Annotated in this window: 13 protein-coding genes; 12 read left to right on the plus strand and 1 reads right to left on the minus strand. The window is 65.0% G+C overall.

From position 1 onward, the window contains the following. The 7 genes from AB1824_05725 to AB1824_05755 all read left to right on the plus strand — a co-directional run. Positions 1 to 476, plus strand: a 476-nt coding sequence (locus AB1824_05725; GenBank protein ID MEW5764458.1) for an HrcA family transcriptional regulator, incomplete at its 5' end; no start/stop codon positions are given. Between the two features lie 32 nt (positions 477 to 508). Continuing rightward, on the plus strand, positions 509 to 1,135 hold the full coding sequence (locus AB1824_05730; protein ID MEW5764459.1) for a nucleotide exchange factor GrpE: 627 nt from the start codon (positions 509 to 511) through the stop codon (positions 1,133 to 1,135). Next, complete coding sequence (gene dnaK, locus AB1824_05735; protein ID MEW5764460.1) at positions 1,128 to 2,957, plus strand: molecular chaperone DnaK; 1,830 nt, start codon at positions 1,128 to 1,130, stop codon at positions 2,955 to 2,957. Before AB1824_05730 ends, dnaK begins: the two co-directional genes overlap by 8 nt. Beyond that, positions 2,954 to 4,066: a molecular chaperone DnaJ gene (gene dnaJ / locus AB1824_05740; protein MEW5764461.1), complete on the plus strand. Its 1,113-nt coding sequence runs from the start codon at positions 2,954 to 2,956 to the stop codon at positions 4,064 to 4,066. Before dnaK ends, dnaJ begins: the two co-directional genes overlap by 4 nt. A 29-nt stretch (positions 4,067 to 4,095) precedes the next feature. Then, positions 4,096 to 4,728, plus strand: a complete 633-nt coding sequence (ybgF, locus tag AB1824_05745) for a tol-pal system protein YbgF (protein ID MEW5764462.1) — start codon at positions 4,096 to 4,098, stop codon at positions 4,726 to 4,728. Positions 4,729 to 4,768: 40 nt separating this feature from the next. Further along, positions 4,769 to 5,650 carry a phosphotransferase gene (locus tag AB1824_05750; protein MEW5764463.1) on the plus strand — a complete coding sequence of 294 codons (882 nt, stop codon included), beginning with the start codon at positions 4,769 to 4,771 and terminating at the stop codon, positions 5,648 to 5,650. 572 nt (positions 5,651 to 6,222) lie between these two features. Further along, entirely contained in the window at positions 6,223 to 7,884 is a 1,662-nt protein-coding gene (locus AB1824_05755) for a methylmalonyl-CoA mutase family protein (GenBank protein ID MEW5764464.1), read from the plus strand. 542 nt (positions 7,885 to 8,426) lie between these two features. Here the strand turns inward: AB1824_05755 and AB1824_05760 are convergent. After that, positions 8,427 to 9,632 carry an OmpA family protein gene (locus tag AB1824_05760; GenBank protein ID MEW5764465.1) on the minus strand — a complete coding sequence of 402 codons (1,206 nt, stop codon included), beginning with the start codon at positions 9,630 to 9,632 and terminating at the stop codon, positions 8,427 to 8,429. Between the two features lie 479 nt (positions 9,633 to 10,111). Between AB1824_05760 and AB1824_05765 the strand changes: the two genes are divergently transcribed. The 5 genes from AB1824_05765 (at position 10,112) to AB1824_05785 (ending at position 19,363) form a co-directional block, all read left to right on the plus strand. Continuing rightward, positions 10,112 to 10,672, plus strand: coding sequence for a hypothetical protein (locus AB1824_05765; protein ID MEW5764466.1), 561 nt, complete (start codon positions 10,112 to 10,114; stop codon positions 10,670 to 10,672). Positions 10,673 to 11,032: 360 nt separating this feature from the next. Continuing rightward, on the plus strand, positions 11,033 to 13,480 hold the full coding sequence (locus AB1824_05770) for an Hsp70 family protein (protein MEW5764467.1): 2,448 nt from the start codon (positions 11,033 to 11,035) through the stop codon (positions 13,478 to 13,480). Beyond that, complete coding sequence (locus AB1824_05775) at positions 13,477 to 14,712, plus strand: UvrD-helicase domain-containing protein (GenBank protein MEW5764468.1); 1,236 nt, start codon at positions 13,477 to 13,479, stop codon at positions 14,710 to 14,712. Before AB1824_05770 ends, AB1824_05775 begins: the two co-directional genes overlap by 4 nt. A gap of 30 nt (positions 14,713 to 14,742) precedes the next feature. Beyond that, positions 14,743 to 17,847 carry an SNF2-related protein gene (locus tag AB1824_05780; GenBank protein MEW5764469.1) on the plus strand — a complete coding sequence of 1,035 codons (3,105 nt, stop codon included), beginning with the start codon at positions 14,743 to 14,745 and terminating at the stop codon, positions 17,845 to 17,847. 7 nt (positions 17,848 to 17,854) lie between these two features. Continuing rightward, positions 17,855 to 19,363 carry a hypothetical protein gene (locus AB1824_05785; GenBank protein ID MEW5764470.1) on the plus strand — a complete coding sequence of 503 codons (1,509 nt, stop codon included), beginning with the start codon at positions 17,855 to 17,857 and terminating at the stop codon, positions 19,361 to 19,363. The last annotated feature ends 144 nt before the right edge of the window (positions 19,364 to 19,507 follow it).

Raw genomic sequence — 19,507 nt, forward strand, 5'->3', positions numbered from 1 at the left:
GCACCCTCCCCGAGATCCGCCGCCGACTGGCCCGGGAGGTGGAAGTCGAAAGGGAGCGCTGCGGCCAGGAGATCGCCTCGGCCCTGGAAATGGTGGCGCCCTGTTTCACCGAAGCCCCGGCCGACCGTGGACTGTACTGGGAAGGAGCCCCCTGGCTGCTCGAATCCTCCGTCCTCGAGGAGGGGGTGGACGCCATTCGGATCCTTCTGCGGACCCTCGAACGGAAGACCCGCCTTCTGGAACTCCTGGAGGCTCTGCACAGCGCGGATCGGCCCGTCCGGGTGGTCCTGGGCGAGGATTGGGGCGACCCTCAGGTCCGCACCCTGGCCATGGTCGTCGCCCCCTTCGGCGGTCCAACCAGCGGTCGGGGCTTCGTGGGAATCGTGGGCCCCCGGCCCATGCCGTACGACACGGCCATCCCCGCGGTCCGGAACGCCTCCGTCCTGGCGAGCCTGGCCGCCGAAGCCCTCGAGTAGAGGGGCGCCTTCGAGAAAGCAACGGAGCGCCGATGGTGGACGAGGACAAGGGAGCCGGCGGAGGAACCGCCCCCCCGATCGAGCACGAGATCACCGTGGAGTTCGTGGGCCACGAGGACGAAGGGGCCGCCTCCGTTCCGCCCATGGACGAGGTGCCCGTTCCCGCTCCCCCGGAGGGGGACTTCGACGCCCAGGCCCGGATCCTCCAGCTCGAGGACGCCTGCCTGCGCGCGCGGGCGGATTTCGAGAACTTCCGCCGCCGGGTGGAGCGCGAGCGAGAGAGCCAGCGCCGGGAAGCCTCGGCCGAGTCGGCCTCCCGTGTCCTCCCCGTCCTCGACAACCTGGACCGGGCCCTCGAAGCCATGACGGGCGACGAGCACCCCGAGTGGTTCCAGGGCTTCGCCCTCGTGCGCCAGCAGCTCTGGGAGGCCCTCCAGGCCTCCGGGGTGGAGGAGATCGACGCCCTTGGACGGCCCTTCGATCCCGCGTATCATGAGGCCATGTTGCTGGTGCGAAGGGAGGACGCCCCGCCGGGGTCCGTCACGGCGGTCTTCGAAAAGGGCTACCTCTTGGGGGGAAAAGTCCTCAAGCCGGCCCGGGTGGCGGTGAACGAAACGGGGGCCGAGGGTCCGGGCGAGCGAGGAGAGGGCGATGGCTAAGGTGATCGGGATCGATCTCGGGACCACCAACAGTTGCGTGGCCTTTATCGAATCGGGCCAGCCCCTCGTCATACCCAACAAGGAGGGGGGTCGGACCACCCCGTCCATCGTGGCCTTCACCGAGCACGGCGACCGCCTGGTGGGCAACCTCGCCAAGCGCCAGGCCGTCACCAACCCGGCCAACACCATCTACGCCGTCAAGCGCCTCATCGGGAAGAAATACGCCGACGTGACCGTGGAAAGCGCCAAGAAGGTCCTTCCCTACGGCGTCACCGAGGCGCCGAACGGAGACGTCCGCATCAAAGTGCGCGACCGGGAGTACTCGGCCCAGGAAATCTCGGGCTTCATCCTGGCCGAGATCAAGAAGGGCGCCGAGGAGTTCTTCGGGGAGGACGTGAAGGAGGCCATCATCACCGTCCCGGCCTACTTCTCCGACCCCCAGCGCCAGGCCACGAAGGACGCCGGCAGGATCGCCGGCCTGGAGGTCCTGCGCATCCTCAACGAGCCCACGGCGGCCTGCATCGCCTTCAACCTGGAGGAGACCCAGGCCAAGACGGTGGCCGTCTACGACCTCGGGGGCGGCACCTTCGACATCAGCATCCTGAGGGTCGGGGAGGGGCTCTTCGAGGTCATCGCCACCGCGGGAGACACGTACCTCGGCGGCGAGGACATGGACCAGGCCATCATGGCCGAGCTCATGGCCCGCTTCAAGCGGGAGACGGGGCTCGAGCTCTCGGGGGACCGTCTGGCCCTCCAGCGCCTGAAGGAGGCCTCCGAGAAGGCCAAGTGCGAGCTCTCCACCATGACCGAGACGGAGGTGAACCTGCCCTTCATCGCGGCCGACGCGGCCGGCCCCAAGCACCTCGTCACCCGCCTCACGCGCCCCGAGCTGGAGGGCATCATCCGCGAAATCGTGGACCGCACCCGCAAGCCCTGCGAGGAGGCCCTGAACATCGCCGGCCTGGAACCCAGGCAGATCGACGAGGTGCTCCTCGTCGGCGGCCAGTCGCGCACCCCCCTCGTGATCCAGACGGTGCGGGAGATCTTCAATCGCGAGCCGCGCCGGGACAAGAACCCCGACGAGGTGGTGGCCCTGGGCGCCGCCCTTCAGGCCGGCATCATGAAGGGCGAGGTCAAGGAGATCGTCCTCCTCGACGCCATCCCGCTCAGCCTCGGCGTCTCCACCAAGGGCAACATGTTCGTCAAGCTCATCGAGCGGGGCTCCGCCATCCCCACCAAGAAGTCCCGCATCTTCACCACCGTCGCCGACAACCAGGACACGGTGCAGATCCACGTCCTCCAGGGCGAGCGCGAACTGGCCAACGAGAACATCTCCCTGGGCAAGTTCGAGCTCGTGGGCATCCCGCCCGCCCCGAAGGGCGTGCCCCAGATCGAGGTCACCTTCGACATCAACGCCAACGGGATCGTCTCGGTCCACGCCAAGGACCTCATCACGGGCAACCAGCAGCAGATCGTGGTCAACCCCTCCTCGGGCCTCACCGAGGAGGAGATCGAACGCATCGTCACCGAGGCGGAGAAGCGGGCCGAAGAGGACCGCAGCATGATCGAGCTCCAGAAGCTCAAAATGAAGCTCGAGCGCCTCCTGGAGAGCAACCAGCGCACCTTCGCCGAGTTCGGCACGAGCCTGGAGGAGGAGAAGCGCCAGAACATCGAGAAGATCCTGGAGGAGGCCCGGCGCAGCATGGCGGTGGACAACATGACGAGGCTCCAGGAGGCCCTCCAGCAGCTCTCCGCGGTCTCCCGCACCCTCTCCGAAGTGATCCTCTACGATCCCAAGTTCATGGGAGGCCCCAAGGCATGACGTCTTCGAGCGACTACTACGAGGTCCTGGGCGTCTCGAGAAACGCGACCCAGGAAGAGGTGAAGTCCGCCTACCGCAAGGCGGCCCTCAAGTACCACCCGGACAAGAACCCAGGCAACAAGGAGGCGGAGGAGAAATTCAAGAAGGCCAGCGAGGCCTACTCCGTCCTGGGGGACCCCGAGCGGCGGGCCCGGTACGACCGATTCGGGACCGCCGACGCCGCACCGGGAGGAGGCATCCCCTGGGATTCGGACGTCTTCGCCGATTTCTCCGACCTCCTGGGAGGCCTCTTCGGCTTCGGCGACTTCTTCGGCGGAGGCCGGGGCGGCGCGCGCCCGCCCCAGCGGGGCTCGGACCTGCGCTACGACCTGCGCCTCAGCCTCGAGGAGGCCTTTTCCGGCAAGGAGGAGACCCTCACCATCCCCAAGGAGGAGCCCTGCCCCGCGTGCCATGGCACCGGCTCCACCTCCGGCCAGCGCATCACCTGCTCGGCCTGCCGGGGCCGGGGGACGGTGGCCTTCCGGCAGGGCTTCTTCACCGTCAGCCGAACCTGCCCCCAGTGCCGGGGGGAGGGCGAGATCGTCAAGGACCCCTGCGGCGAGTGCCGCGGACGCGGCCGCCGGAGGGCCCAGAAGACCCTCAAGGTCAAGATCCCGGCCGGCGTGGATTCGGGCTCCCGTCTGCGCATCGGCGGCGAGGGCGACGCCGCGGAGCGCACGGGCCCTCCCGGAGACCTCTACATTTTCATCGAGGTGGAGGAGCACCCCTTCTACAAGCGCGGAGGCGACGATCTGTACTGCCTCGTGCCCCTGAGCGTGCCCCAGGCGGTCCTCGGCACGGAAGTGGCCCTGGACACCTTCGAGGGCGAGGAGCGCCTCCAGGTGCCCGCAGGCACCCAGGCGGGCCAGCGCTTCCGCATCCACGGCAAGGGGATGCCGCGCCTGGGCCGCTCGGGCCGGGGAGACCTCTACGTGGAGGTGGAGGTCCAGGTCCCCAAGAAGCTCAGCAAAGACGAGAAGCGCCTCTACGCCGAACTCCAGCGCCTCGAAAAGGAGCGCGAGGAGAAAGGCGGCGGGTTCTTCCGGAAGGTCATGGAGAAGTTCGCGTGAGCTCCGGCGCGAGAAAGGGAGGAACGGCCATGTCCCGTTGGAGGATCGCGGCGGCCTTGACGGCGCCTTTCTGGTTCGTCGGATGCGCGGCGGTGAACCCCGCCATGGACGACGTCTCCCGCCGGGTGGACTACCTGAGGCAGGACGTGGAGAAGCTCACGGCCCAGCAGAAGGAGCTCGCGGAGGAGATCCGCCGCCTCGCCGCCGGCGGGACGGCTCCGGCGTCCGCGCCCGGCGCCACGCCTGCTCCTCCCGAGGCCCCCGCCGCGAGGGCCCGCGTGGACGTGCAGGACCTTTCCTCCGCTCCCGCCGACCAGTACCGGAGCGCCTTCGCCCTCATGGAGGAGGGGCGGTACGCCGAAGCGGAACGGGCCTTCGCCGCTTTCGTGGCCGCCTACCCCCAGTCGGACCTCGCCGACAACGCCCAGTACTGGATCGGCGAGTGCCTGTACACGGAGAAGAACTTCAAGGACGCGCGGGACGCCTTCAAGGGGGTCTCCGACCACTTCCCCTTCGGCAACAAGGTCCCCGACGCCCTCTACAAGCAGGCCCTCTGCGAGAGACAGCTCGGCGAGACCGAGGCGGCGGCCAAGACCCTGGCCCGCCTGCGGGAGTTCTTCCCCGAGTCGGAGGCCGCGGCCAAGGCCGGGGCCCTGCCCTAACCCCCCTCGCACGGACCGGGGGGAGGGGACCGGGGGCCCGATGCGCACCGAAGTGTGGACGCCCGTGGCGGCGGACGCCTCGGCCCGGCGCTACTTCAAAGGCGAGGGGGCCGGCGGCCCCGTCCTGCGCGCCGAGTACGGCGAAGACCGGGACGGCCTCAACCGCTACGTCTTCCTCACGCGGCTCTTCCAATCCCGCGGCATCCGGGTCCCCGCCCTCTACGAGGCCCGGCCCGAGGAGGGCGTCTGCATCGTGGAGTGGATCGAAGGCGAGCCCCTCTCGCGCGGACGGTGGAATCCCGAGTGGGAATCCCGCCTGGTGGACCTGGCCCTCTCCGTCGCCGCCGTCCCCCCCTGGGAAGGCGAGCCCGACCTCCTGGCCCTCGACGCCGACCGCCTCCGCTTCGAACTCCGCTTCTTCGCCCTCCACTTCCTGGAGGGCCTCCTCAACCGCCCACGCGACCCGGCCCTCGCCGCCGCCCTCGACGGCCTCGCCGAGGAGGTCGCCTCCTTCCCGCGGGCCCTCGCCCACCGGGACTTTCACTCGGAGAACGTCCTGGCCTCCCGATCCGGCGAGTGGGTCCTCATCGACTTCCAGGACGCCCTCCTGGCCCCCAGGTGCTACGACGCCGCCTCCCTCGCGTGCGACGCCTACCGCCACCCCGACCCGGCCATCGGCCGCCGCATCGAGGCGGCCTGGATCGAGCGCACGGGCCACCCCTCGGAGGAGTTCCGGCGCACCGAACTCCAGCGCTGCCTCAAGGCCCTGGGCACCTTCGGATACCAGGTCACCCGCCGCCGCAAGGTCCGCTACCTCCTCCCCGCCCGGCGCACCGCCGCCCGCGCCGACCACCTCCTCCGCTCCGCCCCCGCCCCCCTGCCCGGCCTCGCCGAAGCCCTCCAGGAAGCGGCGAGGATCTAAGGCGAAAAGAGAAAAATAGGGACAGCCACCTATTTTCTTAACAAAATAGGGACAGCCACCTATTTCTTTGGTGCCGAAGAGGCACGGCGGAAGGCGAAAGGCGAAAGGGAAAGAAGGGGCATTGGGGATTTGGGATTTGGGATTTCGGATTTAAAGACAAACCAGTCCCGGAGACGGAGAAGGGGCCTGTGCAGGGGCCGATGCTAGAAAAATAGGGACAGCCACCTATTTTCTGCCACCTATTTCTTTGGTGCCGAAGAGGCAAGGCGGAAGGCGGAAGGGAAAGAAGGGGCATTGGGGATTTGGGATTTCGGATTTAAAGACAAACCAGTCCCGGAGACGGAGAGGGGGCCTGTGCAGGGGCCGATGCTTGCATCGGCCGAAGGGCCGGCCTTTGCAAGCAAAGGCCGCTACGGTGGAGGCCTTCGAAAGCGTGCGGCCACGGAGGGCGGCACCCGCAGGTGAAAGGACGCCTTCGGAGGGAGAACCTCGACCTCGGGCAGAACACGGAGGAGGAAGACCTGCCGGGTGGGGCGGCGGGGGGTGTACACTCGGCCCTGGAGGAGGGCACCATGGACGCGCACGACACGCGCAAGCGTCTCTCCGAAGCCGCCGCGGCCTGCCGCGCCCGCACGGAGAAGCAGCTTCAGAAGGGCGGGCGGGCTGCGGTTCGCACCGATTCCGGCGTCGAGGTCAAGCCCCTCTACACCCCCGAGGACTTCCCCGAATCGGCCTACCTGGACCGCCTGGGTTTCCCCGGCGAGCCCCCCTTCACCCGCGGCGTCCAGCCCACCATGTACCGCGGCCGCCTCTGGACCATGCGCCAGTACGCCGGCTTCGGCACCGCCGAGGAGAGCAACCGCCGCTACCGCTACCTCCTCGAACAGGGTCAGACGGGCCTCTCCGTGGCCTTCGACCTGCCTACCCAGATGGGCCTCGACTCGGACGACCCCCTCTCCGAGGGCGAGGTCGGCAAGGTCGGCGTGGCCGTGGACTCCATCGAGGACATGGAGGTCCTCTTCTCGGGCCTTCCCCTCGACAAGGTCTCCACCTCCATGACCATCAACGCCACCGCCTTCATCCTCCTGGCCCTCTACCAGGCCGTGGCCGAGCGGCGGGGCGTGGCCCCGGACCTCCTCACGGGCACCGTCCAGAACGACATCCTCAAGGAGTACGTGGCCCGCGGCACCTACATCTTCCCGCCCAGGCCCTCCCTCCGGATCATCACCGACCTCTTCGCCTACGCCACCGACCGCCTGCCGCGCTTCAACACCATCTCCATCTCGGGCTACCACATCCGCGAGGCCGGCTCCACCGCCGCCCAGGAGATCGCCTTCACCCTCCTCGACGGCCTCACCTACGTCCAGGCCGCCGTGGACGCGGGCCTCCGGGTGGACGCCTTCGGCGAGCGCCTCTCCTTCTTCTTCAACGCCCACAGCCACTTTCTCGAAGAGGTGGCCAAGTACCGCGCCGCCCGCCGCCTGTGGGGACGCCTCATGGCCGAGCGCTTCGGCGCCACCAACCCCAAGGCCCGCATGCTCCGCTTCCACACCCAGACGGCCGGCTCCACCCTCACGGCCCAACAGCCCCTCGTCAACGTGGTCCGCACCACTCTCGAGGCCTTCGCCGCCGTCCTGGGCGGCACCCAGTCCCTCCACACGAACTCCTACGACGAGGCCCTGGGCCTGCCCACGCAGGACTCGGCCACCCTCGCCCTCCGCACCCAGCAGGTCATCGGCTTCGAGAGCGGCGCCGCCGACACGGTGGACCCCCTCGCCGGCGCGTACGCCGTGGAGGCCCTCACCGACGCGCTGGAGAGCAAGGCCCTCGACATCATGGCCGAGGTGGAGAAGCGCGGCGGCATGATCGCCGCCATCGAGTCGGGCTACGTCCAGCAGGAGATCCAGGACGCGGCCTACCGCGCCCAGCAGGCCGTGGAGCGCGGCGAGAAGGTCGTCGTCGGCGTCAACCGCTTCCAGGACGAGACCGCCGTCCACCCGCCCGTCCTCAAGGTGGACCCCGAACTGGAGCGCCGCCAGATCGAGCGGGTCCGCGCCCTGCGCGACAAGCGCGACCGCGCCCCCTGGGAGGCCGCCCTGAAGCGCGTGGACGAGGCCGCAAAGTCCGGCGCCAACCTCCTCCCCGTCACCCTCGAAGCCGTCAAGGCGAGGGCCACCGTCGGCGAGATCATCCGCGTCCTCAAGACCACCTTCGGCACCCAGGACGCCGAATAGGTCTCGTCTCGCGTCTCTCGTCTCACTTCTTGCGGGTGGCCTCGCCCGACGCCGATCTTCTGTAGGGGCGGCCCTCCGCGGCCGCCTCGGCTTCCTTGCTGGGGGTCCGGCCCTCCGGGGGCTCTCGGCGCGTTGCCCGCCGGGCCAGAGCAGGTTCGCGAAGGCGCGACGAGCGCGTGCCGGAAGCACGCCAAGGAGCGCCGATAAAGAAGATGCCTGGCCCGGCGTCAACCCGGAGGGACGGGGCGGCCTGGGCGCCCGGCTGTGTCGCGGCTCGTCGACGATGCCCCCCGCATGTTCCTCCTCGTCGCTCCTTGCCGTGCATCCCAGGGCGCTCCCGTCGCGCCAGAGATCCCCGGGGGGCCGGACCCCTTCAGCCCACCGGCGCCGGGACGCGCCTTCCTCCGCTTTGCTCCGGAAGGCAGGCAGCATAAGACGCGCAAAAGATCCCGGACAGGCATGATCCCAAATTCCAAATTCCAAATGCCTTTTCTTCCCTTCCGTCTTCCCCCTTCCGCCTTCTCTCCAATTCCCAAATCCCCTTACTCGAGTTTCCTCACCTCCACGCGCCGGTTGAGGGCTCGCCCCGCGGCGGTGGCATTGCTGGTAACGGGTTGGGACTCCCCGAAGCCCTTGGCCTGCAGGCGGGACCCGGCGCAGCCGTGGGAGGTCAACCACGTGACGACGGCGTCGGCCCGCTCTTGAGAAAGGCGGAGGTTGTAGGCGTCGGTGTTGGTCGAATCGGTGTGGCCGCAAACGAGCAGCCGGCGTTTCGGGTCGGCCTTCAGCACGGCGAGCACTTCGTTGAGGGTGGGCTCGGACTCGGCCCGGATGGTGGCCGAATCGCTGTCAAAGACGATCCCGTACAGGACCGCCGAACCGGTGGCCGACAGCTTTCCGGCCAGGCCGGCTTCTCCCTCGATTCTGCAAGCGGCCCGCCGTCCGGTGACCCGTCGGCCGTTCCATTCGCCGTTCAGTTTTCCGTCCCGGAAGTAAAGGCCGGTGAGGGTGTTGCCGTCGCGGGAGGCCACCATGAGCAGGCTCCCCACGTCGGCGCCCTCGTCTTCGCGCCACTCCAAGCGGAGCACCCGGCCCTCGATGCTTCCGCTCAACCGTCCGATGGAGCAACAATCGTAGCAGCCCCGGATCTCGGCGCCGTTCTGCTCGAGGCGCATCATCCCGGCGGCGTCGGTTTCGAAATCCCCCGAGACGTCGATCTTGGGGGGCGGCCCGACGGGCGTTCCGTAGGCTTCGAGTTCCATCAATTCGGTGTACTGTGGGTTTCCCCAGTTGCTGCGGATCTCGAAGCGCAGCCACTGTGCCGTGGCCGGCTTCGGTAGCGGAACCTCTTTGCGCCCACCTTTCGGAGCTTCGAAGGTAACGAGCTCGACGAAGCCGCCGCTGGGCGAGGTGGTCGAACCCGAGACCACGATCTGGCGCGCCGAGATCCCGGCGTATTTGCCGTCCTGAGCGCCGGTGTTGTCCGCCGCCACGGCCGTCACGGCGAAGGGCTGAGCGAGTTCGATGACCATCGTGTTCGGCGCGACTTTCCCTTCCGCGTTGCACCACCCCGACTCGGTCGTTCCGTCGATCAACTGGTCCGCCGTCCATGCGGCTCCGTACTCGCCGCTCGACGAAACGACCAGGGCGCCGCTGGCCATGTCGAGAAGATCCATCCGCTCCGGCGCCGGAGGCGCAGCAGCGACCGCCCCCGCGAGCGCCATTCCCAACAGGATCGCATATCGCATTGGGCCCTCCTGCAACGTGTGAAAAGCGTGTCCAGCCTAAGCACTGCCCCTCCCGCTGGTCAAGAGCCAGAGCGCCTGCCGGCGGTTGCAGGACCCCTCGAGGGAACTTCAGGCAAGGGGACCGGGGGGTTGGGGGCTGGCTGATTGGGGGAGTAGGAAGAAGAGGAGGAAGGCGGGCGAGCGCGTTCGCCCCACAAGCACCCGCTTCGAAGGCCTCCCATGTAGCGGCCTTTGCTTGCAAAGGCCGGCCCCTCGGCCGATACGGGCATCGGCCGCTACGAGGGCCCCCTTCCAGCAGGTTTCCTCATTCGCCTTTCGCCTTTGTTTCTAAATCCCAAATCCAAAATCCCAATTCCCAAATCCCTCATGCCCCTTCTTTCTCTTCCCCCTTCCCCCTTCCCTCAGTGCCCGTTGTGTGCACTCTTCCTCCCTATACTCCCCTTCGGGACGAACAGAGACCTTTCCCGAAAGGAGCCTCCATGCCTTTCGACCTCTTCATTCGCGGCGTCTTTGAAGCCGGCTCGAAAGACGGGCCCTTGGAGTTCCGCGACCGCCTGGAGCGGGTCAAGGAGTTCCTGCCACGGGATTTCCCCCTCCACGGGTCGAGCCTTTCCCCCGAGGTCTTCGCCGCCGCCTGCCTCACGGCCGCCTGCGGGGGCCAGGAGCAGAGCGTCATGGGCCTCCTCGACGGCCGGGGCGGCCTCTGGATCCTCGAGGACTTCGCCATGCCCTATCTCCTCGGGGCCTGCCTCGACCGCGTGGCCGAGGAGTCGGGCCGAGAGCCCGGCGGCGAGCCCATGCTCCTCATCGTGGGCCTCCCCAACACCATTCCCCCCGACCAGGCGGAGAGGCTCGTGCGCCTCACCGTCCGCGCCGCCTGCCAGGCCGCGGGCGCGCGCCACCCCTTGCGCTTCATGACCGCCTCCCTCTGCGATACCCGCCTGGATTTCCACGCCCTCAGCGAGGAAGACGTGGCCGCCCTCCTCAACGTCCCGGATCCCGACGCGAGCTTCTGCAACGTAAGAGGAGAAGGGAATTGAGCCCCCAAACGCACCGTTCGCCGTCACGGCGCGGACCAGGGTGCTGTCGAAGGTCCTTCCAACGCAGAAGAGAGACCTCGCTTGCTTGTACCCTGAAGTGGCAAGGATCTCGGCCCTTAGAAGCAGGGCACCTGATGCTAGATTCCATTCAAGACAGGCAAGGTGGAATCCGAGTCCCTGAATTAGCATCTTGATGCGGACTAAAACGATGCGCAAAGGATCATCAAAGTGTAGCGAGACCGAAACAACCTCCTCCGGCCGAACGGTTTCTCTGGGGTCCTTTCCCGCGGACTTTACGGTCCAGGTGGTTAGCTCGGGCCGGCATACGACCAGCGCCCCCCTTGCGGCCCGATAACACCCATGCCATCCTTCGATGTGAGTGAGCCATTCCTTGGGGGGAGTCAGAAAATGAAAGCCGTTATGGTTCTCAGGGGGCGTCCCCTTGTTCTGGACAAGACTCTGAAGGTTTGGGGAATTGACCTGGGCACGACCAACTCGACGGTGACAGAGATCCGGTTCTCGTCGAACTGGGACGTCGGGGCTGCCCCAGACATGACGGTCCTCGAATTGGACCAACCTACCCAGGAGGGGGTATTCACATCTCCACTCGTGCCCTCCGTACTTGCCGTATTGCCCTCAGGGGGGCATTGGGTCGGTGAGGGAGCAAAGCGGCTCCGCGCCAGGCCCCAGGAAGCCGGCTTGATTCCGGAGCGGACCTTGTTCTTCGAAACAAAGAACGAGATGGGGCTCAAGAAGAGTTACTACCGAGCCGCCGAGCCCTACGACCGTCCCAGCAAGATCGCGGGTCACATCCTTCAGGCGCTGTGCGAGCGGGCGAAGGAGGCATCGGGAGGGCCAGCCGATAGGGTCGTGGTGACCGTCCCTGCCTCCTTTCAACTCAGCCAACGCATGGACACCCTCTCGGCGGCTCGGATGGCTGGGCTCGACCTCGGCCCCTACGACCTCTTGGACGAGCCCACTGCGGCACTCCTGGCCTTCATCGAGACGGCCGGGGCGGGGGAGCTTTTCACTGCAGGTGGGCTGAACCGAGTTCTCGTGTTTGATTTCGGCGGCGGGACCTGCGACGTCAGCATCGTGGAGGTCACGCTGTCGGCCCGAGAGAAACGGCTCGAAGCCGCCATGAGGGCTGCATCTCGCTACCACCGTCTCGGCGGGGGCGACCTGGATGGGGCCATTGTCCACGACGTACTCCTTCCGGCTTTGATCGAAGAAAACGGGATTGACCCCCGAGAGCTCTCCTGGGCGGAGAAAAAGCGGGGCCTGGAGCCGCAGCTCCTCGGAACCGCCGAGGCCCTGAAGATTGGTTTGTGCAGGGAGATCGACCGCCTGAAGAAGTTCGGAAAGTACCCAAAAGGCGGCATCGGCATCGAGGCCCACCAGCCCCCAGTCACGTGTTGGCTCGGCGGCCGGGCGCTGAGCCTGTCCAAACCCATTTTGACCGCTCCAGAGTGGGAGCAGATCCTTCAGCCCTTCCTCGACACCGACAATCTTTACGCCCGGGAGACCGAATACCGTCTTACCCAGTCGGTCTTTTCACCTCTGCAAGACGCCTTGGACCGGGCCAATTTGAAGGCAGGAGAGATAGACGTCGTCCTCTTGGTGGGAGGGAGCACACTCATCCCGGAGGTGTCTGAGGCCATGGGGGCTTTCTTCTCCAAGGCGAAGGTCGTCGGCTTCGATGACCCCCTCGAGGTCCAATTGGCCGTAAGCAAAGGGGCGGCCCTCCACGCATTCTGTTTGGAGGTCCTGGGGCACCCTGTCATCCAGCCCGTCCTGGCCGACACGGTTGCCCTTCTCACCGGCAAGGGGGACCCACTCACGCTCATCCAGGCAGGCTCGTCTGTCCCTTACCCTCCGGATGGTGGGTTTGCGCGGATTGACCGGCTCTCAGTCCCCGCCTCCGGAGAGCACGAAATGCGCATGGAAGTGGTGGCCCTTCCTTCGAGGCAGGTTCTCCTCAATGAAGTTTGGCATATGGATGGAGCGGCCAAGCGGGGGGAGCACATTACACTCGAGTACAGGTTCGGGGCCAATGGAGAGCTCGAATGCGGGGCCTATGTTACTGAAAGGCCTCAGCAGAACTTTCACCGGTCGGCGGAGAACCCGCTTGTCACCGTAGTCAATCCCCACCCCACTCGCCTCAGGATCGAATCGCTTGAGGAGGAGATACGCCAGCGTGGGGGGCCAAGTCCAAAGAATGCTGGAAAGCTGTTGCAACTGGCGAAGCTCTATGCAGACCTCGGCCAATACGAGAAGGCCATCGATTTCCTAAGGGTTACGCTTCGCCTCATCAACCGTCCCGATGCAGAGTTGCTGAACCTCATGGGGCTCTATTACGCTGACCTGAAGGACATCGAGCGCTCAGAAAAGGCGCTCCTGGCGGCCGACGAGGCTTCGTCAAACTGGGGCGGCCCGCTGTTCAACCTGGGCGTGCAAAAGTGGAAGCGCGGTGACTACACCGGGGCCGTGGAAGCCCTTCAGGGGAGCCTAAGGAAGGAACCCGCCTCTGCGCCGGCCCAGACCCTCTTGTCGCTTTGCCAGGATGCGTTGGGAAAAGAGGCGGAGGCTGCGGCCACACGGAGGGCGGCACGGGACAACTTCGGCCCTCCCCGCCAGATGGACGACTGGAAACTTGGATGGTTCGAGACCTGGGCACACGCCTCCAGCGACGCCGAAGGTCTGAAGGCGGTCGAGAATGAAAGAACTCGCCGCAATTCCAAGGGGACCCCGACTAGCGAGCAGGTCTTGCGCCCAGAAGTGAGGCCTTCCATCGAGAAGATGCGATGAGCACGTGGCTTCTCCCATACGCGGACCTGACCCCTGACCAGCGACGGATCGTGGAGGCGCCTCCCGACCAGCACCGCCTGGTCATGGGGTTCCCGGGCTCGGGCAAGACCCAGGTGCTGGTCCACAGGGCCGACTACCTGCGAAAGCGGTTGGGAAGCCCCCCAGGACGCTTTCGGGTGATGATCTTCACAAATGTCCTGAGGGACTATATACGCTCGGGGCTGGACCTCCTCGGCCTTCCCCTCAATTCGGTCTGCACCTTCGACTCTTGGTGCAACGCCTATTACAAGTCCCACATCGGACCTCGTCGGCGCGGCTCCGGCGGTGACGAGGGGACAAGCTTTGAGATGACCCACGCGGCGGTCCTCCAGCGGCTTCGTGGAGATCGGAGCGAATGGGGCCACCTAGATTTCGCGCTCGTGGATGAGGGGCAGGACCTCCGCCCTGAGTGTTTTGAGATCCTCCGTCTGGCCGCGAAGCACATCACCGTTTTTGCGGACCCTCAGCAGCAGATCTACGAGGAGGGCGCCAGCCTAGAGCGAATTCGCGAAAACCTCGGATTGGCCCGTTCCCAAACAGCCCTCCTCGCGGCCTTTCGGAATTCCCCGGATGTGGCGGCCCTGGCCGCGTTCTTCATACAGGACGACGAACGGCGGTCCCAGTATGTGAGTCAGTCCCGCTTCCGGGTGTGCGAACGGGAGCGTCCTCTTTACTACTCCGCAGCTTCGGAAGATGCCGAATACGACCGTCTGGCCGAAGCGGTCAGGGGGAGGCAGGTCCTTAACCAGCGGGTGGGAATTCTTGTCGCGAGGAACCAATTGGTTTTCCGCGTGGCTTCCGCGCTCCGTCAACGGGGCCTCCATGTGGAGAGGGCCGTTCCTCAATTCAAAGGGGCGTACAAATCACAAATCGAAGCGCGGTTCGACAACAACGTCCCGAAGATCGCGACGTTCCATAGCGCAAAAGGACTCACTTTCGATGCAGTCTGCATGCCCAGGCTCAACGAGACGTCCTTCGTGCGTTTCAAGGGCGCCCAGCGCCGACGCATCCTATTTGTTGGCATTGCGAGGGCGATTCAATGGGTCTTTCTGAGCTCCGTAAAGGGGGAACCATTTGAAGAGCAAACGCTCTTCGAAGCCGCCGCCAGGACCGGCAAGCTCGTGATCCAACAGGCCGGGACTAAGGCGTCGCACACTGCTGCTCCTTGCCAGGATGACTACTCCGTTCTGTAGACGGCTCGTCGGAGGTCCAAGGGGGAGGGAATGAAACCAGGGACTCTTGTTTGCCTCAAGGCGGACCCAGGCCGCGTGGGGACGATCACCGGGAAGACCCGGGAGGCGGGTGGCCGGGTCTTCTGGCAGGTCAGGTTCGACGCGGTCACCGCGGAGTTCTACCCAGAGGGTCAGTTGCTCTCCAAAGAAGAGATCAGCGATGACCCCATCGAGCTCCTTCGGCAGGGCCGGTTGGGCCGACCGGCAGATCTACGCAAAAGTCTAACCTATCGTCGCCTCTCGGGAAGATTGGCCAATCTCATTTACAGCATGGGAACCACGAATACGGATTTCTACCCATATCAATTCAAGCCCGTCCTCAGCTTTCTGGACTCCCCCAGCAACGGCCTCTTGGTGGCCGATGAGGTCGGGCTGGGTAAGACGATCGAGGCCGGGTTGATCCTGACCGAACTCCGAAGTCGTTATGACATCAAGCGCGTGATGGTCCTCTGTCCGGCGATGCTCATGGACAAGTGGCAGATGGAACTCTCCACCAAATTCGGAATCTACGCCGAGCCGCTCCAGGCCGGCGGCCTCCTGAAGCGATTCCGGGCCAGCCAGGGGGGGGGCGATAGCAGTTTCACGATCATTGGGAGCCTCCAAGGGCTCAGGCCCCGCAAGGGCTGGGATGAGGTCGAGACAACTGGGGCCAATAGCGCCACTCTCGCGCAATTTCTTCAGCGCGCCCAGTACGACGAAGCCCTTCTGGACCTGCTCATCATCGACGAGGCGCACTACCTGAGAAACCCGGAGAGCGCTTCGGCGCGCCTGGGGCGGATGCTGCGCGCGGTCTCGGAAAACGTGTTGCTTCTCTCCGCCACCCCCATTCACCTTAAGAACGTGGATCTCTACCAACTCCTCAATCTCGTGGATGAGGACACCTTCAGCCAGATGGGTACCTTCACCGAAATCCTTCGGGCCAACGAACCCCTCGTCAAGACCAGGGAGTTGGTCGCCAGCAAGCGCCTCTCGCAGCAAGAGTTTGCAGACCTCCTGCGGCAGGCCCGTCAGCACCCCTTCCTGTCCGACAACCGACAACTAGCGGTCATGCTGGAGAATCTGCCGAGTCAGGAAGATCTGCGGGATCCCCACTGCGTGGCCGAACTCTGTGCCCGGCTCGAGAGGGTAAACCTGCTCGGAAGGGTCGTGACGAGGACTCGTAAGCGGGAGGTGGAGTCCCTCAGGGTCCAACGGCAACCCATCTCAGAGGCCGTGCCTATGTCGGAGGCTGAAAGAACTTTCTACCATAACGTCACGGAACTGGTCAGGCGCTACGCCATGCGCGGGGCGGCCCACGAAGCCTTCCTGTCCGTCATGCCCCAAAGGCAGATGTCCAGCTCCATGCCGGCCGCTCTGGCGGAGTGGAAGCGCAAGGGTTCCCGCATGGCCGAGCGGGCGGCCGAGCAAGAGATGTACGAGGACCTCGGATACGATGCCGCCGACGACGGAGGGCCCCTCGCCTCAGAACTCGCCCAAAGCGCCCACACCCTGGGCGATCTCGAAAAGCTCTACGCCAACGACAGCAAATACGAAAAGCTGAGGGACGTCCTGCTCGACCTCTTCAAGGACCAGCCCAAGGAAAAGGTCGTCCTGTTCTCCTATTTCCGCCCGACCCTGAAGTACCTCCTGGACCGCCTCACCCGGGACTGCATCTCCTGTGTCCTTCTCATGGGCGGTTCGGAGTTCGACAAGGGGTCCATTATCGAGAGGTTTAGCCACCCAGAAGGCCCCAGGGTCCTCCTCTCCTCGGAAGTCGCCAGCGAAGGTATCGATCTCCAGTTCGCCAGGTTCCTCATCAACTACGACCTACCGTGGAATCCTATGAAGATCGAACAGCGGATCGGCCGTATCGACCGCCTCGGGCAAAAGGCCCCGAAGATCCTCATCTGGAATCTACTCTACAAAGACACCATCGACGCCAGGATTTACGTCAGGCTCCACGAGAGGCTTAGGATTTTCGAGCAGGCCCTCGGCGGCCTGGAGGGCATCATCGGGGAGAAGATCCAGGAGCTGACTTACGATCTCATGCGGGAAGACCTCACCCCGGAGGAGGAGGAACGGCGCATCGATCAGACGGCGCAGGCCATCGAAAACCTCCGCCTCGAAGAGGAGCGGCTCGAGAGCGAGGCGGGGAACCTCGTGGCTCACGGAGACTACATCCTGAACCATGTGAAAGCCGCCAGGGAGATGCAGCGCTGGATTACCGGCGAGGACCTCTGGGTCTACGTGCGAGACTTCTTCACCGCCAACTACAAGGGGTGCGAATTCAGGCAGTTGACCGAGGACGACCTTCTGTTCGACATAAGGCTCAGCGAACAGGCCAAGGTGGACCTCGAAGCCTTCCTGGATCGTGAGGACCTTCTAGGCAAGACCAGGCTTCACAGCCCGGAATCCGCGGCCGTCCGTTGTCGGTTCTTGAACCGGGTAGGCGGTTCGCAAGGCGACCGGGTTGAGAATATCAACCAGTTCCATCCCCTCACTAGGTTCGTCAGCCACAAGGTTGGGACCTCCCAAACGGGTTTCTACCCCGTGGCTTCCGCAACGGTTCCCGTCCGTGAGGTGGTCCCTGCAGCCAAGGGACTCTACGCGTTCTACGTGGATCTCTGGTCGGTCCAGGGTTTGAGGGAGATCGAACGGCTCTCTTACCAGGCCGTGCCCCTCGAGAAGCAGGCGGATCCTGTCACCGAAGATCTTGCCGAGCGTCTCGTCACCTCCGCGGCCAGGGTTGGGGCCGACTGGCTGTCTGCCGCGCAAACGGAGAATTGCCAAGCGGCCGCAGAGGCCGTAAAGGAGTGTTTCCTGAATTCCGAGGCACGGTTCAAAGAGTTCGTAGAGCAAATCGAGCGCGAAAACGAAGACCGAGCGGACGTACAGGCCCGGTCACTCGAACGTCACCGGGACTCTCAGGTGGAGAAGCTTCAGGCGGTGAGGCAATCCCACCTGGAGCGGGGCAAGAACGCCCTCGCAAAGGCCACGGAGGGCCGTATCGCAGCCCTTAACTCTCGCGTGAGCCAGAAACTCCTCAAGATCGACCAGGGCAGGCGCATCCGCTTCAGCAGGACGGAAGTTTGCGTGGGCCTGGTTCGGGTGGTGTGAGATGGGTATGAGAGACAAGGTCAAGAATCTGATTCGCTTCCTGGACAGGATCAATCCGGGTTGGCATCGCCGCGCTCAACCAGGAAAGGGAGGAAGCGAATCTCCTCCTCCTCAGGCGCAGACCGTCACCGGGGAAATACCGAGCGCCACACCGAGGGAGAGCCAGCTGAGGGAAGAGCGCGAACTCGTCATCGGCTTGGACTACGGAACCTCTCGCACCAAGGTGATCCTCCGGGACATGGCCTTGCGGCGGTCCATCGCGGTCCCCTTCGCCGAGTACGCCTCCGACGGAAATCCCTACCTACTTCCGTCCAAAATGCACGTTGACTCGAACGGCACGTTCTCCCTCTCCTCACGAGAATCAAGCGTCATCGTGAGGGACCCCAAGGTCAAGCTCATGGAGGGCCCCGACAAGGAAGTCCCCCTCTCAACGCTCGGGACAATCCCTGCCAGAGGCTTAACGATGGCATACCTCGCTTTGGTGCTCAGAGAGGTGTTGGCCTGGTTCGAAGCCGAGCAGGCCGCCATCTACAGGAACATCGATATCATCTGGGAGGTCAACGTCGGCATCCCGGCACGGAGCTACGACGAGTCGGCCCTGAAGTCGGCGTTTCAAGAGGCCTCTGGCGCGGCTTGGCTTCTCGCGGCCTCCGGGAACCCGATCGATTGGAGGACGGTAACCGCCGTTTCCAGCGCTCTGAGGGACGGGTCCTGCCCCGATTTGGCCTACACGGGCGGGGGTCTGGTAAGCGCAGCCAATAGGGACCCAGAGCGCGTCAAGGTCCGTCCCGAGATCGTTGCCGAAGTCCTGGGGTACGCCAGGTCAAGCCACCGCAAGGACGGGATGCACCTGATGGTTGACGTGGGCGCCTCTACGCTTGACGTATCGTGTTTTAGGCTTCACCTCCACGAGGGGGAGGATCGCTACTCTATCTTCGCCTCCGAGGTGGAAAGACTCGGCGCAATGAAGCTCCTCGAGCGACAGTTGGGGAGTCAGAACGCGGATGAAAAGACCTGGAAGCGGATGAGGGAACTCGCGGAGGTCGGACCTCCGCCGGTCCTGACCGAACTCATCCAGTCACCGAACCTGGACACGCTCAATCAGGCCTCCAAAAAGTTTCGGACCAAGTGCACAGACTTGGTCGCCAAGGTCGTCTGCGGGACCAAGAGGGACAAGGATCCCCATGCGGAGGAATGGGCCTCGGGGCTCCCCGTCTTTCTGTGCGGTGGTGGTTCCCGGCAGGACTTCTTCCGAGAAGTGCTCAAAGAGGCGGCCAGCCGGGTGAGATCCAACGGGGTCAGGTCGATGGGGACGAAGCGCATTCCCAAGCCGGACGACCTCGTGGCACCGCGGTGCCTTCCGGAGGATTACGACCGCCTTGCAGTGGCCTATGGATTGAGCTTCTCGTCCAACAGCGTCGGGGTCGTAGATGTCCCCAACCAGATCGAAGATTTTGCGCCGTGCCAGATCCGGAGCAATTTCGAAGACAGGTACATCAGCAAGGAAATGGTTTGATTCCGAGGAGGTGCGGATTGGGACCGCCGTGCCGTCGCGATGGACACCCTTCCACTTCTTCTTGCCGAAGGTGTTGGGAGCCATAATGATCGTGCCTTCAAGACCGTAAGGCATGGCAGGCCTTGCGGACATTGCAGCAGAGCG

Source organism: Acidobacteriota bacterium, from assembly GCA_040752915.1.
GTDB lineage: Bacteria > Acidobacteriota > UBA4820 > UBA4820 > DSQY01 > JBFLVU01.

Coding starts and splice junctions, on each gene's coding strand:
- AB1824_05730 (MEW5764459.1), top strand. CDS start 509: ATGGTGGACGAGGACAAGGGAGCCGGCGGAGGAACCGCCCCCCCGATC.
- dnaK (MEW5764460.1), top strand. CDS start 1,128: ATGGCTAAGGTGATCGGGATCGATCTCGGGACCACCAACAGTTGCGTG.
- dnaJ (MEW5764461.1), top strand. CDS start 2,954: ATGACGTCTTCGAGCGACTACTACGAGGTCCTGGGCGTCTCGAGAAAC.
- ybgF (MEW5764462.1), top strand. CDS start 4,096: ATGTCCCGTTGGAGGATCGCGGCGGCCTTGACGGCGCCTTTCTGGTTC.
- AB1824_05750 (MEW5764463.1), top strand. CDS start 4,769: ATGCGCACCGAAGTGTGGACGCCCGTGGCGGCGGACGCCTCGGCCCGG.
- AB1824_05755 (MEW5764464.1), top strand. CDS start 6,223: ATGGACGCGCACGACACGCGCAAGCGTCTCTCCGAAGCCGCCGCGGCC.
- AB1824_05760 (MEW5764465.1), bottom strand. CDS start 9,632: ATGCGATATGCGATCCTGTTGGGAATGGCGCTCGCGGGGGCGGTCGCT.
- AB1824_05765 (MEW5764466.1), top strand. CDS start 10,112: ATGCCTTTCGACCTCTTCATTCGCGGCGTCTTTGAAGCCGGCTCGAAA.
- AB1824_05770 (MEW5764467.1), top strand. CDS start 11,033: ATGCCATCCTTCGATGTGAGTGAGCCATTCCTTGGGGGGAGTCAGAAA.
- AB1824_05775 (MEW5764468.1), top strand. CDS start 13,477: ATGAGCACGTGGCTTCTCCCATACGCGGACCTGACCCCTGACCAGCGA.
- AB1824_05780 (MEW5764469.1), top strand. CDS start 14,743: ATGAAACCAGGGACTCTTGTTTGCCTCAAGGCGGACCCAGGCCGCGTG.
- AB1824_05785 (MEW5764470.1), top strand. CDS start 17,855: ATGAGAGACAAGGTCAAGAATCTGATTCGCTTCCTGGACAGGATCAAT.